This is a genomic window from Methylophilus sp. 'Pure River', from assembly GCF_046765995.1.
Classification (GTDB): domain Bacteria; phylum Pseudomonadota; class Gammaproteobacteria; order Burkholderiales; family Methylophilaceae; genus Methylophilus.
The window spans coordinates 179,599-201,612 of the sequence record NZ_JBKOUE010000005.1; the positions used below are offsets into that span (position 1 = coordinate 179,599).

General features: G+C 52.2%; 23 protein-coding genes and 1 pseudogene. 11 read left to right on the top strand and 13 right to left on the bottom strand.

Features of this window, described 5'->3' with window-relative positions:
* The 6 genes from ACIDE9_RS07660 to ACIDE9_RS07685 all read right to left on the bottom strand — a co-directional run bounded on the left by ACIDE9_RS07660 (position 1) and on the right by ACIDE9_RS07685 (position 2,908).
* Positions 1 to 426, bottom strand: a complete 426-nt coding sequence (locus ACIDE9_RS07660) for a VOC family protein (protein ID WP_411993940.1) — start codon at positions 424 to 426, stop codon at positions 1 to 3.
* A gap of 9 nt (positions 427 to 435) precedes the next feature.
* A complete protein-coding gene (locus ACIDE9_RS07665; RefSeq protein WP_411994049.1) occupies positions 436 to 792 on the bottom strand; it encodes a hypothetical protein in 357 nt (118 codons plus the stop codon).
* Positions 785 to 1,306, bottom strand: coding sequence for an N-acetyltransferase family protein (locus tag ACIDE9_RS07670; protein WP_411993942.1), 522 nt, complete (start codon positions 1,304 to 1,306; stop codon positions 785 to 787). Before ACIDE9_RS07670 ends, ACIDE9_RS07665 begins: the two co-directional genes overlap by 8 nt.
* An 87-nt stretch (positions 1,307 to 1,393) precedes the next feature.
* Positions 1,394 to 1,714, bottom strand: coding sequence for a quaternary ammonium compound efflux SMR transporter SugE (gene sugE, locus ACIDE9_RS07675; protein WP_411993944.1), 321 nt, complete (start codon positions 1,712 to 1,714; stop codon positions 1,394 to 1,396).
* A 105-nt stretch (positions 1,715 to 1,819) separates the two neighbouring features.
* Positions 1,820 to 2,257 (bottom strand): SRPBCC family protein, encoded by a 438-nt coding sequence (locus ACIDE9_RS07680; RefSeq protein ID WP_411993946.1) that lies wholly within the window; start codon positions 2,255 to 2,257, stop codon positions 1,820 to 1,822.
* 30 nt (positions 2,258 to 2,287) lie between these two features.
* On the bottom strand, positions 2,288 to 2,908 hold the full coding sequence (locus ACIDE9_RS07685) for a hypothetical protein (RefSeq protein WP_194753453.1): 621 nt from the start codon (positions 2,906 to 2,908) through the stop codon (positions 2,288 to 2,290).
* Positions 2,909 to 3,058: 150 nt separating this feature from the next.
* Here ACIDE9_RS07685 and ACIDE9_RS07690 point away from each other — a divergent pair, with 150 nt between their 5' ends.
* A complete protein-coding gene (locus tag ACIDE9_RS07690) occupies positions 3,059 to 4,039 on the top strand; it encodes an integron integrase (protein WP_411993949.1) in 981 nt (326 codons plus the stop codon).
* 13 nt (positions 4,040 to 4,052) lie between these two features.
* Here the strand turns inward: ACIDE9_RS07690 and ACIDE9_RS07695 are convergent, their stop codons facing one another.
* The 7 genes and pseudogenes from ACIDE9_RS07695 to ACIDE9_RS07725 form a co-directional block, all read right to left on the bottom strand.
* A complete protein-coding gene (locus tag ACIDE9_RS07695; protein WP_411993951.1) occupies positions 4,053 to 4,574 on the bottom strand; it encodes an HPP family protein in 522 nt (173 codons plus the stop codon).
* A gap of 77 nt (positions 4,575 to 4,651) precedes the next feature.
* Positions 4,652 to 6,835: pseudogene (locus ACIDE9_RS07700) on the bottom strand (putative bifunctional diguanylate cyclase/phosphodiesterase).
* A gap of 131 nt (positions 6,836 to 6,966) precedes the next feature.
* Positions 6,967 to 7,893, bottom strand: coding sequence for a rhodanese-related sulfurtransferase (locus ACIDE9_RS07705; RefSeq protein ID WP_411993953.1), 927 nt, complete (start codon positions 7,891 to 7,893; stop codon positions 6,967 to 6,969).
* 108 nt (positions 7,894 to 8,001) lie between these two features.
* Positions 8,002 to 8,673: a formylmethanofuran dehydrogenase subunit C gene (locus ACIDE9_RS07710; RefSeq protein WP_411993955.1), complete on the bottom strand. Its 672-nt coding sequence runs from the start codon at positions 8,671 to 8,673 to the stop codon at positions 8,002 to 8,004.
* On the bottom strand, positions 8,670 to 9,596 hold the full coding sequence (fhcD, locus tag ACIDE9_RS07715) for a formylmethanofuran--tetrahydromethanopterin N-formyltransferase (RefSeq protein WP_194753447.1): 927 nt from the start codon (positions 9,594 to 9,596) through the stop codon (positions 8,670 to 8,672). Before fhcD ends, ACIDE9_RS07710 begins: the two co-directional genes overlap by 4 nt.
* Before the next feature lie 2 nt (positions 9,597 to 9,598).
* Positions 9,599 to 11,263 (bottom strand): formylmethanofuran dehydrogenase subunit A, encoded by a 1,665-nt coding sequence (locus tag ACIDE9_RS07720; RefSeq protein WP_411993957.1) that lies wholly within the window; start codon positions 11,261 to 11,263, stop codon positions 9,599 to 9,601.
* Complete coding sequence (locus tag ACIDE9_RS07725; RefSeq protein WP_411993959.1) at positions 11,260 to 12,468, bottom strand: formylmethanofuran dehydrogenase; 1,209 nt, start codon at positions 12,466 to 12,468, stop codon at positions 11,260 to 11,262. Before ACIDE9_RS07725 ends, ACIDE9_RS07720 begins: the two co-directional genes overlap by 4 nt.
* 248 nt (positions 12,469 to 12,716) lie before the next feature.
* Here ACIDE9_RS07725 and ndk point away from each other — a divergent pair, with 248 nt between their 5' ends.
* From ndk to ACIDE9_RS07775, 10 genes are read left to right on the top strand one after another with little or no spacing between them, the layout of a single operon-like run.
* On the top strand, positions 12,717 to 13,121 hold the full coding sequence (ndk, locus tag ACIDE9_RS07730; protein ID WP_055825381.1) for a nucleoside-diphosphate kinase: 405 nt from the start codon (positions 12,717 to 12,719) through the stop codon (positions 13,119 to 13,121).
* Positions 13,122 to 13,176: 55 nt separating this feature from the next.
* Positions 13,177 to 14,295, top strand: a complete 1,119-nt coding sequence (gene rlmN, locus ACIDE9_RS07735; RefSeq protein ID WP_411993961.1) for a 23S rRNA (adenine(2503)-C(2))-methyltransferase RlmN — start codon at positions 13,177 to 13,179, stop codon at positions 14,293 to 14,295.
* Positions 14,296 to 14,298: 3 nt separating this feature from the next.
* Positions 14,299 to 15,099, top strand: a complete 801-nt coding sequence (pilW, locus tag ACIDE9_RS07740) for a type IV pilus biogenesis/stability protein PilW (protein ID WP_411993963.1) — start codon at positions 14,299 to 14,301, stop codon at positions 15,097 to 15,099.
* Positions 15,100 to 16,368, top strand: a complete 1,269-nt coding sequence (locus ACIDE9_RS07745; protein ID WP_411993965.1) for a helix-turn-helix domain-containing protein — start codon at positions 15,100 to 15,102, stop codon at positions 16,366 to 16,368.
* Positions 16,369 to 16,370: 2 nt separating this feature from the next.
* Positions 16,371 to 17,651, top strand: a complete 1,281-nt coding sequence (gene ispG, locus ACIDE9_RS07750) for a flavodoxin-dependent (E)-4-hydroxy-3-methylbut-2-enyl-diphosphate synthase (RefSeq protein ID WP_411993967.1) — start codon at positions 16,371 to 16,373, stop codon at positions 17,649 to 17,651.
* 3 nt (positions 17,652 to 17,654) lie between these two features.
* A complete protein-coding gene (gene hisS / locus ACIDE9_RS07755; protein ID WP_411993968.1) occupies positions 17,655 to 18,914 on the top strand; it encodes a histidine--tRNA ligase in 1,260 nt (419 codons plus the stop codon).
* A gap of 24 nt (positions 18,915 to 18,938) precedes the next feature.
* Positions 18,939 to 19,694, top strand: coding sequence for an SIMPL domain-containing protein (locus ACIDE9_RS07760; RefSeq protein ID WP_411993970.1), 756 nt, complete (start codon positions 18,939 to 18,941; stop codon positions 19,692 to 19,694).
* Positions 19,691 to 20,515, top strand: coding sequence for an ATP-binding cassette domain-containing protein (locus tag ACIDE9_RS07765; protein WP_411993972.1), 825 nt, complete (start codon positions 19,691 to 19,693; stop codon positions 20,513 to 20,515). Before ACIDE9_RS07760 ends, ACIDE9_RS07765 begins: the two co-directional genes overlap by 4 nt.
* Before the next feature lie 10 nt (positions 20,516 to 20,525).
* Positions 20,526 to 21,335, top strand: a complete 810-nt coding sequence (locus tag ACIDE9_RS07770; protein WP_411993973.1) for an ATP-binding cassette domain-containing protein — start codon at positions 20,526 to 20,528, stop codon at positions 21,333 to 21,335.
* A 39-nt stretch (positions 21,336 to 21,374) separates the two neighbouring features.
* On the top strand, positions 21,375 to 22,013 hold the full coding sequence (locus ACIDE9_RS07775; RefSeq protein WP_411993975.1) for a YfgM family protein: 639 nt from the start codon (positions 21,375 to 21,377) through the stop codon (positions 22,011 to 22,013).
* The last annotated feature ends 1 nt before the right edge of the window (position 22,014 follow it).

Below are 22,014 nucleotides of genomic sequence, written 5' to 3' on the forward strand. Positions count from 1 at the left end.
TTATGCCACCTCAGCACCCCAGGCCGGGTTCCAGACCACCTCCCACACATGGCCATCCGGATCCTGGAAGTAACCCGCATATCCAGCCCAGAATGTCTCGTGTGCGGGTTTAAGTATGTTGGCGCCTGCCGAGACCGCTTGCGCCATCACATGATCGACCTCTTGCGCCGACAACACATTATGCCCCAGCGTAAACTCGCTTGCACTGGCGGGTGCCAACGCCAAACCGGTATCATGGCTCATGCTCTTACGCGGCCATAGCGCCAGCTTCAAACCAGCAGCGAGCTGGATAAATACCACAGCGCCATACTCAAACTCCTGGCCGATAATGCCCTCGGTTTCAAAACCCAGCCCATCACGATAAAAGCGTAATGACCGTTCTAGGTCATCTACGCCCAGTGTAATGACACTGATGTGCGGCTTCATTGCCAGCCCCTACTGCTTGGGCGCATGCTGACGACTCACTTTTTGGCAAAATGCAGCCGTTTTCGATGTATCTTCTGGCTCTATATCATCCTCAAACGCATCCAACTTATTCAGAATCTCTTTTCTGCCCTGGTATTTGCGCTTGAGTTTGGCAAGCTTGTCATCCGTTCCTACACAAGACTGGCAGACAGCCTGATCAATATCAGCCTGCCTGTCTCCATCGTAGCCATACTCTCCGCGCCAATGGTCACAGGCCTCGCGCTGTTCCACAAACAGCGCCACGTCTTTGGGCAAGGCATTGCCTGCGCTCGCTGCGCCGCAGAAACACAGCAAAACGAGTGAATAAACACTTAAACGGTTAACCATCAACAGGATGCTCCGGTGTGTCGAGGATATATTGGTAAAAACCCAAGTCCAGCCAGCGGCCAAATTTGAACCCGGCTTGCCTGATCGTACCGGCATGTGTGAAGCCCAATCGCTCATGTAATGCAATACTGCCCGCATTTTCCACATCTATGCCACCGACCATCACGTGCACCTGTTGATCCCTTGCCGCAGCCATCAACTGCTGCATCAGGGCCAGCCCAATGCCTTTGCCGCGATGTGCCGGATGTACATAGACTGAATGCTCCACCGTATATTTATAGGCAGGCCAGGCACGAAACGACCCGTAACTGGCAAATCCCAACAACACGCCCTCATGATTCACCGCACCAATCACCGGGAATCCATGCAAGGCTTTAGCCTGAAACCACGGCAGCATGGCATTGAACACACGAGGTTTGTAATCATACAGCGCCGTCGAATGTAGAATCGCATCATTAAAAATATCGAGGATTTGCTGCGCATGCGCCTCATGATTGCAAGCAACAAACTGCAAGTGGCTCTCCCAAACGACACCAGCGCATGTGCGCTGGCTATTTTTAATTACAGGGCTGCCGCATCACGGCATCCCATTCAATACAGCTTAAGCAGGCGTTGCAAACTTCAGGCCGATAATACCAATCACAATAAACGCCAGGCTGATCAACCGTAAAGGATGTGCCGACTCACCTAGCAGCACAATGCCAAGGATCACTGTACCAACCGCGCCCACGCCTACCCAAATTGCATAAGCCGTACCCATAGGCAGCGACTTCATCGCCACCCCGAGTAAACCAAGGCTAATCACCATAGAAAGCACCGTGCCCACCGTCGGCCATACACGCGTAAACCCTTCGGTGTATTTCAGCCCAACCGCCCAGCCAATTTCAAACAACCCTGCAATCACAAGAATGACCCAGTTCATAAACACCTCACAATGATATAGGGCCGTCCCCAATTGAAGAAAGCAGTGAGGTCGTCCCCACGCCATGCGAAGCATATCACCTCAAACGGCATAGGCGAAGTGCGCTTATGCTAGCTTGCTGAGCACGCGCGTCAATCTATCCAGATTTTGTTCATTGGCTGGCACGACAATATGCCTAACAGCTTCGGCAGTCTCAACATCCGCAAACGCTTGCGCCCAACTCACCTCCGTGCCATTGGCGACGGCAGTCAGCTTCACGGTCAGCGTAAATAATGGCGCACAAACATGCTCAATCACGATCTGGCTATTCGGCTCCAGCGCAGCAAACACGCTCTCATTCGGATAACGCTGACCATCCGGGCCATGCATCACAAATCGCCACTGACCACCCGGCTTAAACTCGAACACTTCAAAGGTATTCGTAAACCCTTCCGGGCCCCACCATTTCGCAAGCAGTTCTGGCATCGCAAAAGCACGGTAAACCGCCGCTGGTGAATAGGGCAGCCGCCTGGACGTACGCATTACTCGATCTTCACTCATCATCAGTGCCCTCTACTTCCTGAAAGGATCCTCTTATAAGCCGATATGTGCTCTTAATACCTTCACGACGCCTTCCCCTGCCGTTTTGGCAGCACCTTCGGCAAACTTTTTAGCCACCCCTTTGAATGTTTCCAGTCTTTCTTTATCAGTTTTTTTCTTTTTGGCCTCATCGTAGCCTTTTTTAAAGACTTCGATCTCTGCTGGATCGAACACAGCTGAAAGCACTTCAAACAGGCCGGCCGCACTGACCTTCACAATTTCAGTGTTAAATGAATAATCAAAAATATGCTGATGTATTTTAAGTTGTCCTTGTAGCCAGTTCTTGGCCAGCGAGTCTTCAATAATCAGGCATATTTTCTCCCCTTCCGGCTCCAGGCTAGCTTTACTGAGTGCCGCAAGCAACCGGCCCTGGGCCTGGTCTTCAATACGCCCGCCAAACTTCAAGGCCGCGTCGTATCGGAGTTTTTTCACTTTAGCCACAGGTGTTTTAAGCCGTTCACTCACCGTTTGGTTGCTATAAATTACCAAGGGGGAGCCATCCAAACCATAGGTATCAAGCAAGTGCATCACCAGCGCATCTATATCCGCTTTGGGCATGGAGCCCAAGCCGAATCTTAAATAATTACTTAAAAAATCTTTTTCGAATGTGCTCATGCGCCGTGTATTCCAAAATGGTTAGAAATAAGTATCCAACAAAAAATTTCGATTTTATTTAACCTTACCTCTATAATTCAATAGAAAATATTTTTTATTATTAATCCATAGAGTAAGTCTTTTTTAGAGCACCTTAAATAAGGAGAGCTTATGGATAATTCACCTTCTCAATCGTCGCCAAAGTTATTTCCCTCTATCACCGAGCGACTGCACCGCCTGCATTACAGCCAGCGCACTGAGGCGTCTTATATAGCGTGGATTAAACGCTATATCCTGTTCCATGACAAGCGGCACCCACGTGACATGGGTGCGATTGAAGTGGCCGCATTTTTAAGCCATTTGGCGATTGATAAGCAGGTGGCAGCCAGCACGCAAAGCCAGGCGAAAAGTGCGTTGCTGTTTTTGTATGACGAGGTACTAGGGCAAACATTACCAACGCTTGAAAATGTCACCAAAGTGGTGGCAAAAAAGCAATTGCCGGTGGTACTGAGCACGCAAGAGGTGCAGGCGATACTTTCGCGGCTGGATGGCAATATGTGGTTATTGGTAAGTTTGCTCTACGGCAGTGGCTTGCGGGTGATGGAGTGCTTGCGTTTACGGGTGGCGGACATTGACTTTGCAAAGCTGGAACTTTTTGTACGCGATGCACAAGGCCACAAAAACCGCATCACGCTACTGCCTGCTAGCCTGGTGAATTCTTTAAAAGCGCATTTACAGTCAGTGGCAGCATTGCATACAGCCGATTTAGCCAAGGGCTTTGGCGAAGTGTGGATGCCTGCAGGCCTGGCAAAAAAATATCCGGATGCAGGCAAGGATTGGGCGTGGCAGTATGTGTTTCCATCAAGCAGGTTGTCGGTCGAGCAACAGTCCGGTGCAGTGCATCGCCATCACGCCGATGAAAAGCCGATACAGCGTGCGGTGAAAAAAGCGGCTACGCAGGCTGGCATTAAGAAGGAGGTGTCGCCCAACACCTTGCGCCATAGTTTTGCGACGCATTTGCTAGAGGGTGGCTATGATATTCGTACAGTGCAAGCGCTACTTGGACATGCAGATGTCTCAACTACCATGATTTACACGCATGTGCTTAACAAGGGCGGACGGGCCGTGAGTAGCCCGCTAGATGTGACTTAAAACCAGATGTGATTTAAAACCAGTATTTGGGATAGCTCCCCTCACGCGTGAGGTTGTTATATATCAGCGCAACAACGGTGATGACAATGGCGCCAAACAGGGTGGGAAACCACAAAAACTGCCAGCTAATGGCACCCTGGCTGGCGATCAACCAGACGATAACTGGATTAGAACCTGCAGGAGGATGCACGGTCCGGGTGAACATCATGGCCGCAATCGCAAGGCCTACCGCAATCCCTAGCGCCCACCAACCAACGCCCAGTTGAGACACGACCAGCAGACCGATCAACGAACTTAAAAAGTGGCCACCAATCACATTGCGTGGCTGGGCAAACGGTGCATCCGGGTAAGCAAACAAAATGACGCATGACGCGCCAAATGACCCCAGCACCAGCAACTGATCTAGGCGCGCACTCATCAGCGCGGCAATACTGATGGCAATCATGCCGCCCAACCCAGCCATGAGGATGGCTTTGCCTGTGAACTTTGGCGGCAATGACGCGTGCTCACCGGCAAGTTTATCTAACAGTTTCATGTTCTCTCCCTGAGATATTGTCGTGGACCATTCGTCCGCAATGTTGCCAGAAAGAGAGCCTGCCCGGCAAGGATAGGTTAAGCCGCCGATGAATATTGGTTAAGCCCGATCAGTTGCGCAAACTGATCGGCAGGCATGGGCTTACCGAATAACTCGCCCTGCCCTTCTTCACAGCGTTTGGCGCGCAAATACTCATATTGCGGCTGGGTCTCTATGCCTTCAGCAATCGCTTGCAGGTCGAAAGCATGCGCAATGTCCAGCGTCGCACTGACCACGGAATCGTCTTTCTTTTGCTCCAGCATGCCTTGCACAAAGCTGCGGTCAATTTTAATACGCGTCAGTGGATAGGTTTTGAGCAGGCTGAGCGATGCGTATCCGGTACCAAAATCATCAAACGCAATGCCAACGCCATAGGCTTTCAGCCTGTGCAGAATATTCAGCACCACCTCATCGCCATCAAGGGCAATATTTTCTGTCACTTCTAGCTATAGCGCAGAAGGCGGCAGACCATGCCTCGCCAGCGTGGAGACCACCTCGGCATATAAATCCCCCGCCTGGAACTGCGCACCAAACAGGTTGACGCCGATACGCAACTCAGCGCCTGTATGTCTGCGCCAATAAGCCACTTGCGCGCAGGCTTCATCCAGCACCCAAGCGCCAACGGTGGCTGCCAGCGTACCATTTTCAAGCGCAGGTAAAAACGAAATGGGGGCCAGGATGCCACGCTTTGGGTGGCGCCAGCGGATCAATGCCTCAGCGCCCGTCACCGTGCCGGTCGTCAGGTTCACTTGGGGCTGGTAATAGAGCAGGAATTCGCCTTCATTCACTGCGCGATACAGCTCCATGGCATACAAGCGCCTGGCGACAGCCTCCAGGCGCAATACTGGGCTGAACACACAGGCACGCCCTCGCCCCATGGCTTTGGCTTTAAATAAGGCCAGGTCAGCATCACTCACCAATTCCAGGGTTTCGTGTGCATGCACAGGTGCCAGCGCCACGCCGCAACTGGCAATCACACGCACTTCGTCTTCATGCATCACAATTGGCTGCGCAATGAGGTTAATGGCCTGCTCTGCAAGCGCTAGCGCGTACTCAGGGCTGGCGACATCAAGCAGCACAATCGCAAATTCGTCGCCACCTATGCGTGCCACCACGCCTGCTGCACCCACCATCTCGCTCAGGCGGTGAGCCATTTCCTTAAGAAGGTTATCGCCGCAGGCATGGCCCAAGGTGTCATTGATATCTTTGAAGCTATCCAGGTCAATCATGAGTACTGCAATCGGGATATTGGCAACAATCGCGTCTTCGACGACGCGATAATACCTGGCGCGGTTCGCCAGGCCAGTCAATGGATCCACCGTGTTCTGCTGATCCGTTTCAGGCTCGGCCAATCGCTGTGCAGTAATATCTTTCAGGATGACCTCAAAGCGCATTTCACCGTCGGCTTTCCAGCCAAACAGCGAGAAGCCCAGTTGAAACTCACCGCCGCCTTTACGTAAACCGCGTGCTTCAAAAGACATATCCAGGTCATCAAGGGACCCGGCCGTTACTGCACGCGAGACCATGTCGCGAAACGCTGCGCGGTCACGTTCGACCAGCAGCATTTCAACCGGCTGCCCAATACCTTCAGCCAGGCTATAACCATGAGATTGTGCGGCAGCCGTGTTCCAGGCAGTGATTTGGCCGTGGTCATTAAACCAGACCACCGGTGTAGAAGAATGCCCGGCATAAGAAGCAAAATCGGGACGGGAACGGTTGGTCTGGGTTTCAATACGCTTGAGCTCCAGCCGGTCTGAGACCATCTGTGCCAGTTCCTGCAAGCGACGTTGATCATCAGGAGAAAAGTCAAAACGCGGCCGACTATCCACCACACACAAGGCCCCTAGCGCCAGGCCATCGGGCGAAAGTAAACGGACGCCGGCATAAAACCGCAATTGCGCCTCGCCAGTGACTAGCGGATTATCATGAAAGCGCTCATCCTGTCTGGCATCAGGTACCACCATGACTTCTACCTGATTGATGGCATGGGCGCAAAAAGAGACATCACGCCGCATATCGACTTCACCGACACCGGTGACTGCGGCAAAAAAGACATGGTCACTGCCTATCATATTGACAGCAGCCACCGGCATATCAAACATACGGGCAGCAATCTGGACCACAGGATCCAGGCTTTTCACCAACCCTTCACTATTTAAACCATGGTCATACAAGGCTTGCAACCTTGATTGTTCATTGGCCAGGATGGCAGGGCACTTCATCACAATCTCCTTATCTGAGAGCTTTTGACTGATGTCTTGATGGTCTAATGTAGCGCCTTAATTTAGCATAAATATAATTATTTTAAATAGTGCTCTACAAAAAAAGCCGCCGCGAATATCGCGGCGTGAGCTTAGTCGTGATGTTTTTGTGCATCGCCAATATGACTCTGGCCACGTAACCTCGCCAGTTTGACCTGTTTCTGGCGCTCGCGTAGCGACTCTTTTTTATCGGCAGAGAGTTTGTCAAAGCAATAAGGGCAAGAGATACCCGCTTCGTATTGCTCGCTTTGCATTTCCTCTTGAGTGAGCGGCATGCGGCAGGCATAGCATTGGTCATGATCGCCCACTTCCAAGCCATGTTTCACGGCGACGCGTTGGTCAAACACAAAGCAATCGCCCTCCCACAGGCTTTGTTCTTTAGGAATGGTTTCCAGGTATTTGAGGATACCGCCTTGCAAGTGGTAGACCTCTTCAAAGCCCTGTTGCTTCATATAAGAAGAGGCTTTTTCACAGCGGATGCCACCGGTGCAGAACATGGCCACTTTTTTGTGTTTGGTTTTATCGAGATTATCTGCCACGTATTTGGGAAACTCACGGAAGGTGGTCGTTTTCGGGTCTACTGCATTTTTAAACGTACCAATATGCACTTCGTAATCGTTGCGCGTGTCGAGCACAATCACATCGGGATCAGAAATAATCGCATTCCAGTCCTCTGGTTTCACATAAGTGCCAACCACCAGATTCGGGTCTACCTCGGGCACGCCCATGGTGACGATTTCTTTTTTCAGCTTGACCTTCATGCGGTAAAACGGATGGCTGTCGGCCCAGGACTCTTTATGTTCCAGGTCAGCCAGGCGTGGATCCTGGCGCAAGTGTGCCAGAATGGCGCGGATATCGTCCGGCGCCCCGGCAATGGTGCCGTTAATCCCCTCTTTGGCCAGCAACAAGGTGCCTTTGATATGCAGATTCTGGCAGGCTGCCAAAATCGGTTGTTGCAGGTCTTGATAGTCATCCAGCGTGACAAATTTGTAGAGGGCGGCGGTGAGGTATTGGCTCATTTCAACACGGGCTTTATTTCAAAAGCGCGATTTTACCACTGTAACCCCCTGATGCAAAAAGAAAAACGGGCACCAGGCCCGTTCATCTCACATCGTTAAAACAGCCCATCAGGACTGAATCACCAGGATTTCGGCTTTGCCGAGGCCACCCATATCGCCCATCCAGCGCTGCACGCGTTGGCTGCTGATCTGCGCAAAACGGCTATCCAGCCGCTTGAAAGACTTATACAGAATATTGAGGAAAGGTAATTTATGGAACCCGCAGTCTACCCAGGTCGCTTGCTCGGCAGGCCTGTGAGCCAATAACAAAGTACCGCGCTTCATGCCATAGCCAAGGTGAGCGCCCGTGGTGCCAAGCACGCCCAACGTGCCCGCCATCATGTCAGAGCCACAATAATCACCGGCATTACCTTCAATCAGCAACATGCCGCGGCGCATACGGTCACCCGCACGCGCCCCCACATTGCCTGTGCAAATCAATACGCCATTTTGCAGTTGCGCGCCTAAAAAGTCCCCGGCATCGCCTGTCACGCTGATTTGGCCGGTAGTCATACCAAAGCCTATGTATTGATGGGCAGACGTGGTGTTTTTAAAAGTCACCGCCGCCGCTTCTGAAGCAGTGTCTACGCTGACTTCAAACACATCCGCCACACTTAGGTTAGCGGCCAGTTTGATGCTTGCAATCTCAGCCACTGTTTTGCCTTGCAAGGCTTCTGGCAACAAAGCGCGACAATCAACGCTACGTGAAACGGCTTTCGCCGTTAAAGTGATATGGCTCATGCGCTGACCTCCCCGCTTAAAATTGGGCGTAACTTAAAGTGATGCTGGCCTAACTTGCCGCCATAGTTACCGGCAGAAATACGCAAAATGCCATTATCTTTGCCCAGGCTACAAGCCGCTTCAATCCCGGCTTTCATGGAAACAGCAATATCTTCAAACGTCAGGCCATTGACCACGATTTCCATCACGCTTTCTACACGTGGATCGAGCTCGCTCTTGACCACACCTTTGAGTGTCGGGCAGAAGGCATCATTGGTACTGGCGAACATTTTGGGATATTTGCTACCAACCTTGGAGCCGGAGCGCACCACACCACCGGGGAACGGCATAATCACATTAGGCAACTTGCGCATGGCATCAATCGCCGCTTCACAGGCCGTGAGCACTTGCGCCTGGCTGGCGCCCAACACCAGGAAGTTGCCGCCACCAATGGCGCGCACCATGCCAGTGGTTTCTTCGGTCAAAAATTCGCCATCCATGACCGGAATACGCCAGTAGCGTTTGAGCTTGCCATTCGCATCCGGGATTTGTTTAGACACCTGGTAACCATCGCCAAAAAAGCGCAAATGTTTGCCCAGGCTGATCATGTCCTCTGACTCAATGCCAGCAAATGCCGCCGCCGTTGGGCAAGTGAGGATACATTGCCCCATACGCGTTTCCAGCTGTTGCATCAGCACTTTGCTACCCATGGCGAACATGAGTACGCTGAGGCCAGGACGGCCATCTGGCGTTTCGTCCTCAGTCAACTCACGCTCTATGCCCGCCTCTACGCCACAACCAATCACGCTGGTGGCAAAGCCAGTCATGGCATTGGCAGCGTTATAAGCCCAGCGCAGGTTTTGCGCGGTAATCAGGATACGCGTGCCACGCATATTGAATGCTTCGGCAAAGGTATCGTCTATCTCTACTCCGTTAATCACCATAATTACCCCTGCGCATGGTTAATGACATGATTGCGGCCATCTTCCGCAATATGGTCATTCGAAATTTTGAAGTTGTTCATTTGCATGGTGTGGTAGCGGTCAAAATACTGTTTGATGTCTTTTTCCACACCGACATCAAATGCTGGCTTGGCAGTATGCGTTGCACCCCATACCACTTTCACCACTTTACCCTCTTTCACCACCAGCTCGCCGTCTTTAAATACCAAGTCTGGCTTGGCAAACATGGCTTCTTTGTCGGCCTGGTCGGTATACACCGTAATATCCGCTGCCGCGCCTACGCCCAGATGGCCACGGTCTTGCAGGCCAATCAATTTGGCTGGCGCTGAGCGCGTCATGGTGGCGATTTCATACAAACTATATTCACGGTCCAGTGACTTCAGGTTACTCATGGCTTGCGCATCCAGGTTGAGCTTGTCAAACGCATCGTTACGGAAGGTTTTATCCATCAGCAAACGAATCAGGTGCGGATAGCTGGTAAACGGCGCGCCGTTCGGATGGTCAGTGGTCAGGAACACGCGCCAAGGGTCATCCACACTCAAAAACACTTCCAGCCCAATCGCCCACTGCAAGGCATTCACATAGTTCTGGTCACGGTATTTAAACGGCACCACACCACAACCGGCATCACATTCAATGTCCATAATCACCGATTTTTTCGGATTGGCGACTTTGGCGTTCAAATGTTGCATCATATTATCGCCAGAGGCGGTCACGGTTTGCCCGAACAGAATCTGACCCACATCGGCAGTAATATGCTTATTGCTATTGATCGCTTCAGCAATATTGGCTGCCGCAGAAGAAAACTTTTTATCGCCCTCTGTGCCGTAGCTGTGAAACTGGATATGCGTGAGATGCATGGGTAAGCCATCGCTAGCGCCCATGGTGTCTAAAGTGGTCTGGAAGTTACCCGCCACGCCCAGGTTATTACAGTGCACATGCAAAGGCTTGGCAATGCCAATCTCGTTCACCGCACGACTCAAAGCCTGCAGAATACGGCGCGGTGTGATGTGGTAATGGCTGTGCTGCTGATCTAAATCCTGGCGACGCACATTGAATTTAAAGGCAGAAATACCGCCCGGGTTAACCACTTTAATGCCTATGGTTTGTGTCGCATGCAGCGTCCAGGCCACGTAGTCGTTAATGGTTTTCTGGTCGGCATTCTGGCTCAGCAAACGTAAAAAGTAATCGTCGTTACCCAACATGGCGTAGCCGCCTTTATCGATCATGGGCGTATCACCCATTTCCATATGTGCCTGACGCGCATTGACGGCCAAAATGGCAGGTTCAAACGCGGCGGTATAGCCCATTTCGATATAGCGCATGCCAGTATCTGTGGTGTTTGGCGTGGCGTGATGGCTACAGTTGGCGCCGCAAATATGTGCCTCAGGCTCTTCCAGGCGGCGCATGGCCTGATATTCTGGCAGCAGCATACGCGCAATATTCACTTTACCGCCGCCGATATGGCTGTGCATATCAATGGCACCAGCCATGACAATCTTGCCATTCAGGTCGTGCACCTGACCGATTTTTTCACTGTCAGCCGGTTTGGCAATAATACGGCCATCGCGAATATAGATATCCTGCACCACCCCATCTTTATGGTTGGCCGGGTCTATCACTTTGGCATTCTTGAGTAGCGTAATCATGCCAAATCTCCTTGTAATTGGGCTTCTATCAGGGCCACCACTTGCGATAAAGTCGGTAAATCAGAAGGTTTGGCGGCAGTCAGCGGCAGGGTCACGGAACCGTCAACACGGAACTGCTGGCCATTGCAATCGAGGCCAGGCGTCGCCACTGGAATAAACACAGCAGGCGTGACATCAAACTGGCTGTCAGGAGCACCCAGCACGATGACCGGCCCCGTGCCAGCCGGCGGCATGGCGTCCGGGCTATAACTATTTACCCAGACGACTGCATCATGACTTTCCCACTCTGGTGCGTCAATAATGACGCCGTTGAGCCAGGTGTGCGCATAATTGACGCTGGTGTCGCCATCGCTACCGCCCATAGATAAACCCATGGCGCGGCTCTTCTGGTTGAGCGCGACCACGGTTTCGGTAATATTTTCAATGGTGAGTTCAGCATGATCGTAATGCAAATCTTTAGATACCCAGACCAGCGTGGCATATTTAGCTGCCTTCAAGGTGTCAGCCAGTGTTTTTAACGTGCTGACGGCAATACCGGAAACTGAGGCCGCCGTGACTGGCTTATCCATTACCAATGCACGCAAAGTCGCTACTACTTCAGGCAAATGCTCAGCAGCACACGCGATTACTTCCGGCGCACGGCCATCCGGTGAGATCCCCGGCTTGGTGCTCAACTTATCGCCACCCAGGTAAATAATCTTGCGCGCAGCAGGATCGGTAAACATGGCGTCATCAACCCAAACGACGCGATCAAAGAAACGCGTATTGTGGGTCACCACATCGGTGCCTATCATCAGAATCACATCTGCACGGTTACGCACTTCAGTCAGCGTCGTCGTCTGCCAGCCGCGGTGTTGCAACACTTTCATATTGCGCAGCGTGCTGCTGGCGTTCATGTGCGTCATCGCTGCACCTGTGTGCTGGGCCAGGCGCACCAAGGCGCGCGCGCCATGCACATCGGTACTACTGCCAGCCACCAGTGGTGTGTTTGCCTGCTTGAGCACGGCAACCGCGGCAGTAACCGCGTCTGTCAGCGACGCAGCGCGTCCGGCAATCTGTGGTTGTGCGCCCGTGCTTACCCGCGCATAGAATTTTGCTGCCTTGCCACACGAAAACTGCTGCCTGGCAATGGCATCCCCCGAAATATCGTCACATAGCAAGCCACAGGCCGGGCATGCATGCATACTGTCTTGTTGATTTGTCATGGCTTATGAGGTCTCTCGTTTTGATCGTCCATTTATTGAAAACGAATATACACGTGATCGTTGGAAACCAACACATCATAAAACATCTATGTTGGATAGATAAAAAAAATAAAGCAATGAATGCCTGCTATTTAAAGCAATAAACTGACAAAAGTCATCACTTAGATATATCAATGCGGTTTATCAATCACGTTAAAAATAGTAGAATGCTCGTTTGTTTTCTTGTTAATTAACTTATTGGAGTTCTCATGGCTTTAGAGCGCACACTCAGCATTATCAAACCAGACGCAGTTGCAAAAAACGTGATTGGTCAAATCTACACCCGTTTTGAAAACGCCGGTTTGAAAATCGTGGCTGCTAAATTCACGCAATTGACACAAGCTGAAGCTGAAGGCTTTTACGCTGTGCACAAAGAGCGTCCTTTCTTCAACGACCTGGTGAAGTTCATGATTTCCGGTCCAGTGATGATTCAAGCGCTGGAAGGCGAAAACGCTGTGTTGAAACACCGCGAACTGATGGGTGCAACCAACCCTAAAGATGCAGCGCCAGGCACTATCCGTGCTGACTTTGCTGAAAGCATTGATGCGAACGCTGTGCACGGTTCCGACTCACTGGAAAATGCAGCGATCGAAATCAAATACTTCTTCGGTTAATTATTCAAGTTTCGTCTGCATCGACGTTTCAGTGATATCGAATTAGGAAATACACTTGGTTAATTTACTCAATCTTAACCAACCGCAACTCGCCGAGTACTTTGCAAGTCTCGGCGAGAAGCCTTTTCGCGCCAAGCAATTAATGCGCTGGATGCATCATTTCGGGGTGCTAGACCTCGATCAGATGACCGATATTGCCAAAACCCTGCGCGAAAAACTGCGCCAGGAAACCGAATTCAAATTGCCTGACATTCAGCTGGAGCAAGTGTCTGATGATGGCACTCGCAAATGGCTGGTCGGCACCAACAATCTTAAAGACGGCACCGCCAATAGCGTAGAAACCGTCTTTATCCCTGAAGATGACCGTGGCACATTGTGCATTTCCAGCCAGGTCGGCTGTGCTCTGGAATGTACGTTTTGCAGTACCGGCCGCCAGGGCTTTAACCGCAACTTAAACGTCTCCGAAATTATCGGCCAGTTATGGATCGCTAATCACGCTTTGCGCCAGGCGCCAGGCTACGATTTGCTGCCGCCCGGCGAACGCATTATCTCCAACGTGGTGATGATGGGTATGGGCGAGCCGCTGGCCAACTACGACAACGTGGTCACCGCCATGCAAATCATGCTCGATGACAGCGCCTACGGCCTCAGCCGCCGTCGCGTGACCTTGTCGACCAGCGGCATGGTGCCGGCCATGGATCGCCTGAAAGAAGACTGTCCGGTGGCACTGGCGGTGTCTTTGCATGCGCCTAACGACGCGTTGCGTGATGAAATCGTGCCTATCAACAAGAAATACCCGATTAAAGACCTGATGGCCGCCTGCGAGCGCTACCTGGTCAAGGCACCGCGCGACTTTGTGACGTTTGAATATGTGATGCTGGACGGTGTGAACGACACACTGGAACATGCCAAGCAACTGATTAATATTGTGCGCAATATGCCGTGCAAATTTAACCTGATTCCTTTTAACCCGTTCCCTAACAGCGGTTACGGCACCTCCAAACCGATGCAGGTACGCGCGTTTCGTGATATGTTAATGCAGGCTGGGTTTGTCGTCACCGTGCGTAAAACGCGTGGCGATGATATTGATGCTGCCTGCGGACAGCTCGCAGGCAAAGTGCTGGACAAAACCAAACGTACAGAAAAAACCATCGCGATTCATCCGGAACAGTAAGCCATGAAAACAACCCTCTTCACGCCATCCGCGGTCATGCTTACCTTGGCCTCTGCGCTGTGGCTGACTGGTTGTGCACAAAACCCGTCGTCCAATAGCAACAATTCTCCGTATGACCAGCAACCCATAGGCCGCGAAACTGGCGATGTGGAGTCTGCACGCGTGCATACAGAGTTAGGGGCTGAGTATTTCCGCCTCAGACGTTACGACGTGGCACTGGAAGAATTTAACACCGCGATTGAGCGCAGCCCAAACTATGCGCTGGCTTACAATGGCCTGGGCCTGGTGTATGCGGCGATTGGCGAACAAGGCCGAGCTGAAGAAGCGTTTAAACGCTCTATCCAGTTGCAACCGGCTAACTCTGAATCACATAATAATTATGGCCGCTTCTTGTGCGACCAGGGCAAATATGACGCCTCACAAAAAGAGTTTATGCAGGCGGTGAAAAACCCGCTCTACAAAACTCCGCAAGTGGCGCTGTACAACGCTGGCGTGTGTGCGTTGCGGGCACAGCAAAAAACACAGGCAGAAAACTATTTCTTCCAGGCTTTGCAAGTTGATCCGTTAGCACACACCAGTGCTTATCAACTGGCTAACCTGCAATTTTCACGTGGCGAACCGGCACTGGCACTGAATACCTTGCAAAATAGTGTGAACGTTGCCCCCACACCAGAGTCATTATTTTTGGCAGTACGCATTTGCCGGGCATTACACATGCCGGATGATGCCAGCTACTACAGCGTTCAATTGCATAAATTGTTCCCGAATGCCAACGAAACCAAACAATTGCTGAAAATGGAGTAAATGCGCGTGACGTCAGAAGACAAAACCAACGTCAACCCTGTACCGGCAGAGGCAGCAGACAAACCTAAACGTGGTCGCAAACGCAAAACGGTGACCGAGCCCGCCTCCGACCAGGCCTATCAGGTCGCCATGGAAAGCCAGGGCATAGAGAATCAGGCCATGAAAAGCCACGACATGGAAAGCCAGCAGCTACAAACCAGCAGTGATGTAACGCAGGCCACCACTGCCGAGCACCCGGACGCCCCCGAAGAATATGGCGCAGCCATGGCCTTGGAAAGCGCGCCACAACCCGCCAGTGCCACGCTGGCCTATGGCTCAGGTTGCGGCAACGTGCTGAAAGCAGCGCGTGAGGCGCAAGGCCTGAGCATTCATGAAGTGTGTAGCCAGTTGAGACTAGGCCTCAAACAGATCCAGGCCATTGAACAGGATGATTTTGACAAGCTACCACAGCCAAGCATTGTGCGTGGCTTTATTCGCAATTACGCCCGCCTGCTCAACATTGACGTCAACCCGATTCTTGAAGCCTATCAACGCATTGTGCCCAATAAAGCACCCCTGCCACTGAGCGTGCGCTCCAACGCCAGTCGGTCAGTGATAGATCAGCCAGCGCCAGGATTCCGTCCGCAACGATTGCTGACATTCCTGATTTTCCTGGTATTGGCAGGCATTGCAGCCTATTTTTATATTAACCATATCAAGCCACAAGCTTTAAAAGATGCGGCTTTGGCCTTGGATGTGGATGAGATTGCTGAGACCACCGGGCAGGAAATTCCGATTCCGGTGCCTGAAGCTGCGCCTGCGCCAACTGACATTGCCCCAGTGGCTCCGGCGGCACAAAATGTAGATGCCAGCCCAGCAGCCGTAGATAATTCTGCAGTTACTCCAGCGACGACTGGCAATGATGCAACCGCAAATGCAGCAACTGCATTCCCTGCGAACAACGCGGTGACAAATAACACCATTGTCAGCACGCCGACGCCAGCCACCACGCAGGCAGCAGAAGGCACCACCTTGCAGGCAACCGAGCCGCAAAAAGCCAGCCTGGTATTTAAAGTCAATGAAGACTCCTGGGTGCGTATTGAAGACCTGCAAGGTAAAAAAGTCTTTAGCGAAGTCATGCCTGCAGGTTCCGAGCGCCAGGTCACCACCGAAAAACCAGTCAATATTACTGTAGGCCATGCCAGCGGCACCCAGTTGACGATTGATAACCAACCTTATGATTTAACACAGGCCACCCGTGGCCGCGTGGCACGCATTCAATTGAAATAACCATGATATCCCGTAGAAACACCCGTCAGGTAATGGTCGGCCATGTGGCAGTCGGTGGCGGCCTGGATGGCACGACCGTCTCCCCTGTCGTCGTGCAGAGCATGACCAATACTGATACTACAGATGCACAAGCCACCATTGCCCAGGTCTATGAGCTGTGGCAAACCGGCTCAGAGGTGGTACGCATCACCGTCAACAGCGCTGAAGCCGCTGCACAGGTCTCCACGATTCGCAAAGGCCTGGATGCCTTGGGTTGCAATGTACCGCTGGTGGGTGACTTTCACTTTAACGGCCACAAGTTGCTGCAAGCCTACCCTGACTGCGCTGAAGCGCTGGCCAAATACCGTATCAACCCTGGTAACGTCGGCAAGGGCAGCAAGCGTGACGAACAGTTTGCCGCCATGATTGAAGCCGCCATACACTACAAAAAGGCCGTGCGTATCGGCGTGAACTGGGGCAGCCTGGACCAGGCAAAAATGGCACAAATGATGGATGACAACGGCAAAGCCGCCAATCCTTTATCTGCCGATGCCTTGATGCGTGAAGCCTTGATCCAGTCTGCACTCGAAAGCGCGCAACAAGCGGTTGACCTGGGGTTAAACCCGAATCAAATCATTATTTCTTGCAAAGTGAGCAATGTACAAGACCTGGTCCTGGTGTATCAGGAGCTTGGCAAACGTTGCGACTACCCTTTGCATCTGGGCCTGACCGAAGCAGGTATGGGCTCAAAAGGCGTGGTCGCCTCCACCGCTGCCCTGGCCATTTTGCTGCAACAAGGTATAGGCGATACCATACGCGTGTCACTCACGCCTGAGCCTGGCGAATCCCGTACCAAGGAAGTGGTGGTAGCGCAGGAAATCCTGCAAACCATGGGCATACGCTCGTTTACGCCCTTGGTGACCGCTTGCCCAGGTTGTGGACGCACCACCAGCACCTATTTCCAAGAACTAGCATTGCAAATCCAGACCTGGCTGCGTAACCAGATGCCGGTTTGGCGTGCACAGTACCCTGGCGTAGAAACCCTCAACGTAGCCGTCATGGGCTGCGTGGTCAACGGGCCGGGGGAATCCAAGCTGGCTAATATCGGCATCAGCTTACCAGGCACGGGCGAAACCCCGGTCGCACCAGTATTTGTCGATGGCGAAAAAACCGTTACCCTCAAAGGTGACTATATCGCCGAAGAATTTCAAGACATTGTGGACGAATATGTCCGCACGCACTACGCAGAAGGTGGCAAGCTACGCGCTGCCAAAGCCAGCGTGATCCCTATCGTTGCTATTTAGTTTATGACGCAAAAATTTCAATCTATCAAAGGCTTCTACGACATTTTGCCGGAAGCCACTCCTCTCTGGTTTAAACTCGAAGATACCGCCCGCCGCATTTTGGGCCAGTATGGTTACAACAATATCCGCATGCCACTGGTGGAACCTACTGAACTGTTTGTGCGCAGTGTCGGCGAACATACCGATATTGTTGAAAAAGAAATGTATGCTTGGGAAGACAAACTCAATGGCGACAAACTCACCCTGCGCCCAGAAGGCACTGCAGGCTGTGTTCGCGCCGTGGTTGAGCATAACCTGACCTACAATGGCCCACAGCGCCTGTGGTACATGGGCCCGATGTTCCGTCATGAAAACGTGCAAAAAGGCCGCCAGCGCCAGTTTCACCAGATTGGCGTCGAGGCTTTTGGCTTTGATGGCCCGGATGTCGATGCTGAACAAATCGTGCTATTAGCACGCTTGTGGCAAGCGCTGGGCATCGCCGACGTTGAATTACAGTTAAACAGCATCGGTGATGCGGACGAACGCGCACAATATCGCCAAACACTGATTGCCTATTTTGAGCAGCATGCAGACCTGCTGGATGAAGATGCCAAGCGTCGTTTGCATAGCAACCCTTTGCGTATTCTGGATACCAAAAACCCACGCATGCAAGCCATGTGTGAAGCCGCGCCCAAATTGATGGACTGCCTAGGGGAGACCTCCAAACTGCACTTCGCCAAATTGTGCGCCCTGCTCGACCAGGCTGGTATTGCTTACACCATTAACCATCGACTGGTGCGTGGGCTTGATTACTACAACCGCACCGTGTTTGAATGGGTGACCACCAAACTTGGTGCCCAGGGTACGATTGCTGGCGGTGGCCGTTATGACACGCTGGTAGAGCGCATCGGCGGCAATGCGACCTCGGCCTGCGGCTTTGGCATTGGCCTGGAACGTGTATTTTTACTGATGCAGGAGTATGGCGTCACCGCAGCCAACCAGGCAGATATCTACCTGGTCAATGTTGGCGATCTGGCTGAGCAGAAAGCCTTTACCGTTGCTGAAAGTCTGCGTAGCATGGGCTTGAACGTGGTACTGCACGCCGGTGGTGGCAGCTTCAAATCGCAAATGAAGAAAGCGGATCGCAGCGGTGCCAGATTTGCGGCCATTTTAGGCGATGACGAAGCAGCAGCCAATGAGCTCAGCCTGAAACCCATGCTGGGACAAGGCGAACAAGCACGAGTAAGTCTTGATCAGGTATTGAACATCGTACAATCCAGTTAATTGTTTCATGCCATAGGAGGCCAGATGTCAGAGCAAAAACACTTTTTTAATGCCATGACGGCATTAGGCCTGCTTCTGGCAGTGGGCATGGCTTCCGCGGCGTTTATTCTTGGCGTACAGGCAAAACATGCCGTTTCCAGCCAGCAATCCATCACCGTGAAGGGCCTGGCAGAAAAACCAGTCAAGGCAGATCGCGCGCAATGGACGATTAATATCGGTGTGGTCGCGCCTACACAGGCCGAAACTCTGCAAGCCATAGACCGTGAGCGTGCCGTCCTGGCAAATTTTTTAGACCTGCAAGGCCTGGATTCGAGCATGCGCACCGTGGATGTACAAACGCTAGGGCCGCATTACGAAGAAGAATATATCCACGACAGCCCACGCCAGGTACAACGTGGCTTTGAGGGCTATCAAAGCGTGCATATCAGCAGCAAAGACCTCAAGAAAATTGCGGCCGCCAACCAGGCCATTTTAACCTTGCGCGCCGATAATCACCCGGTCACCTCCCAACCACCCGAATACCTGGTCAGCAATCTGGAAACCGTCAAAATGTCACTGATTGCAGATGCAACCAAAAATGCACGCACGCGGGCGACCGAGTTTGTTAAACAGGATGGCGTCAAGGTAGGCGTCATGAAATCAGCCAGCCAGGGCGCGTTTTATATCTTGCCTGAGACGGGTGGTGAAGACAGCGACAACAGCTACGGTGGTATTTACGATAAATCCACCGTGGATAAAATTGCCCGTGTGGTAGTCACCGTGGTGTATAACATCGAATGACTGAAATTTTACGCATCGACCAACTCAGCATCTCGCCAGCCCATGCACCTGAGCGCACACTGGTCAAGCAGGTGTCTTTCGCGCTGCAAAGGGGCAAAACCACTTGCATCGTCGGCGAATCCGGCAGCGGCAAAAGCCTGACTGCGCTGAGTGTGATGAAACTGCTTTCACCACAGCTGAGTATGCAAGGACAAGTGTTCTTTCAGGGCCAGGACATCAGCCAACTCAATGAAACCGCCATGCAGCACCTGCGCGGCAGACAAATGGGTATGATTTTCCAGGAGCCAATGACATCACTCAACCCGGTGCTGACCATTGGCTTTCAAATCGGCGAACCGTTGCAAACACACTTGGGCCTCAAAGGTCAGGCGCTCAAACAAAAGGTCGCCGCCTTACTGGAACAAGTCGGCATAGACCCAGCGCGCGCAGACAGCTATCCCGACGAGCTCTCTGGCGGCCAGCGCCAGCGCGTGATGATTGCCATGAGCATAGCTTGCGAACCTGCCTTACTCATTGCAGACGAGCCCACAACGGCCCTGGATGTCACAGTACAGGCGCAGGTGTTACGCCTGCTGGACGATTTGAAAAATCGCCTGCACATGGCCATGCTGTTTATCACCCATGATTTTGGCGTAGTCGCCGACATTGCAGACGAAGTCATCGTCATGTTTCGCGGTGAAATCGTCGAATCCGGCAGCGTGGCGCAAGTACTGCAATCGCCACAACACCCTTATACACGCGCCCTGCTTGCCTGTGTGCCCGATGCCGAAGGCAAAAAAGTGCTACAGCCCATGACTTACGACTGGCTTGCGCCCGCCTGATGGAGTCACCATGACTGATATATTGCTGCAAGCACGCCACCTCAATAAAACCTACAGCCAACGCACAGGCACGCTGGGGCTCAATAGCCATACCATACATGCCTTGGCTGATGTCAACCTGCAACTCAAACGCGGCACGACGCTGGCCGTGGTTGGGGAATCCGGCAGTGGCAAATCCACGCTGGCACGCGGCATTTTGCGCTTGCTGCCATTAGATAGTGGCGAAGTGATTTTTGACGGCCAGGACTTTCTAGCGCTGGATAAGAACGCCCTGCGCACTGCACGGCGCCATATCCAAATGGTATTTCAGGATCCGTTTGCCTCGCTCAACCCAAGAATGCGGGTCGGCGACATTATTGCGGAAGGCCTGGTTATCCATGGCATCGGCAATACCCAGCAGCAACAGGACAGCGTCGTGCAGATGCTGGAAAAGGTTGGCCTGCAGGCGGATGATGCGCGCAAGTATCCACATCAGTTTTCCGGCGGGCAACGCCAGCGTATCGGCATTGCCCGTGCGCTTATTTTGCAACCAAAATTGCTGGTTTGTGACGAACCGGTGTCCGCACTGGATGTGTCAGTACAAGCGCAGATATTGCTTTTGCTCAAGCAACTACAGCAGGAAATGGGACTCAGTTATTTATTTATCACCCACGATTTACGCGTGGTCAGGCACATTGCCGACGACGTACTGGTGATGCAAAAAGGCAAAGTAATTGAGCAAGGAAGCGTAGAAACCATTTATAATGCTCCCCAGCAAAAATATACACAACAGTTACTTAGCGCGATTCCCGGCCATGGGCTACGCGCTATAACCGCTTAATCTCACCCTCATTCAATAAGAACACGCAGGAACATTGCAATGGCATACGATTTGGAAGAACAGGAACAACTGGACGAGTTTAGAGCCTGGTGGAACAAAAATGGAAAACTGGTCACCCGCCTGGTGATTGCCGCTGCTGTGGCTTATGGTGGCTGGCAAGGTTACCAATCCTGGATGAACAGCAAGGCGACTGCCGCCTCAACCGCTTACCAAACGCTGGTCAGCACCCCATTGCTGGACGTAGATAGCAAAAAGGCCGAACAGATCAGCAAAGACGCTGAAGCCATTGAAGCAGATTACAGCATGACACCGTATGCTGGCCGTGCTGCCCTGTTTGCTGCGCGTGCATTGCATGAAGCCAACCAATCTGAAGCCGCCGAAAAGCAATTGCGCTGGGCCATGGCAGAAGCCAAAGAGCCTGCCATCAAACACATGGCTGCCGTTGAAGTTGCCGGTTTGCAAATTGAACGTAACGCACTGGATGATGCCAAGAAAACCCTGGCCGCGATTGATGACAAAGGCTTTGATGGCATTAAAAACGCATTGCTTGGTGATATTTATATTGCCAACAAGCAAGAGAAAGAAGCCAAAGACGCTTATAACAAAGCATTGCAAGGCCTGGACCCTGAAGGCAAACTGTTTTACCTGACCCAGCAAAAGCTGGATGCCTTGGGATAAT